This window comes from Streptomyces tremellae (genome assembly GCF_039540215.1).
GTDB classification, from domain to species: domain Bacteria; phylum Actinomycetota; class Actinomycetes; order Streptomycetales; family Streptomycetaceae; genus Streptomyces; species Streptomyces tremellae.
The window spans coordinates 1-1,060 of record NZ_BAABEP010000153.1 but is presented as its reverse complement, the minus strand read 5'-3'; the positions used below and the strand labels follow the sequence as shown (position 1 = coordinate 1,060).

Here is a 1,060-nt window from a genome sequence, read left to right as displayed (position 1 = left end):
GTTCACCTCCGCCCCACCGGTCACGCATGCGGCTTGACACGATCATTGAGATTCTTCGTGTGCCGTTCTCCGGCGGCCTGTGCGCCGTGGTGACCACACTCGCGGGGGTAGCGGACAGCCGCGGTCCGCTACCCGGGGCAGGATCTGATCCGTGGTCGGACCTTCCTCCCGGATGCTGGTGCTGCTCTCGCTGCTGCGGGCCCGGCGCGACTGGCCGGGCGGGCTGCTGGCCGAGCGGCTCGGCGTGAGTGCGCGCACCGTCCGGCGCGACGTGGAGCGGCTGCGCGCGCTCGGGTACGGGATCGACGCGGCCAAGGGCCCGGACGGGGGGTACCGCCTCGCCGCGGGCTCCGGGCTGCCGCCGCTGCCGTTCGACGACGAGCAGGCCGTGGCGATCGCCGTCGCGCTCCAGGGCGCCGCCATGAGCGGGGTCGACATCGGCGAGGCGGCGGCGCGGGCGCTGGCGACCGTGCGGCAGGCCGTGCCGTCGCGGCTGCGCCACCCCATGGACGCCGTGCGCTTCACCGGCCCGGAGACGGCGTCGCCCGTCGATCCCGGTGTCCTGCGGGCGGTGGGGACCGCGGTGCGGGAGCGGCGCGTCCTCCGCTTCGACTACCGGGGAGAGGACCGGCCCGCGCGGCGCGCCGAGCCGCACGCCGTGGTCGCGCGGAGCGGCCGGTGGTACCTCGTCGCGTGGGACCTGGACCGCGGGGACTGGCGCGTCTTCCGGCTTGACCGGCTGCGGCCACGTACGCCCCCCGGCGCCCTCTTCACCCCCCGCAGGCTCCCGGCCCCGGACGCGCGCGCCTTCCTCGCCGCGCGGTCCAAGGGGTCGGCGGCCGGGGACCGCTGGCCGTGCACCGGGCAGGTCCTGCTCGACCTGCCGGTGGGCGAGGTCGCGCCGTGGATCGGGGACGGCGAGGTCGAGTCGGTGACCGACCGCTCGTGCCGCCTCACGGTGGGCTCCTGGTCGTGGACCGGGCTGCTCGCGCTCGTGCTGCGCTTCGACGCCCCGTTCACCGTGGTCGGGCCCGAGCCGTTGGCGGACGCGGCCCGCGCG

Annotated in this window: 1 protein-coding gene; it reads left to right on the top strand. The window is 77.0% G+C overall.

Annotation, left to right across the window (positions count from 1 at the left end; all coding sequences use genetic code 11):
- Positions 1-151: 151 nt before the first annotated feature.
- A partial coding sequence (locus ABEA77_RS33780) for a helix-turn-helix transcriptional regulator (protein WP_345655973.1) occupies positions 152-1,060 on the top strand: 909 nt, incomplete at its 3' end.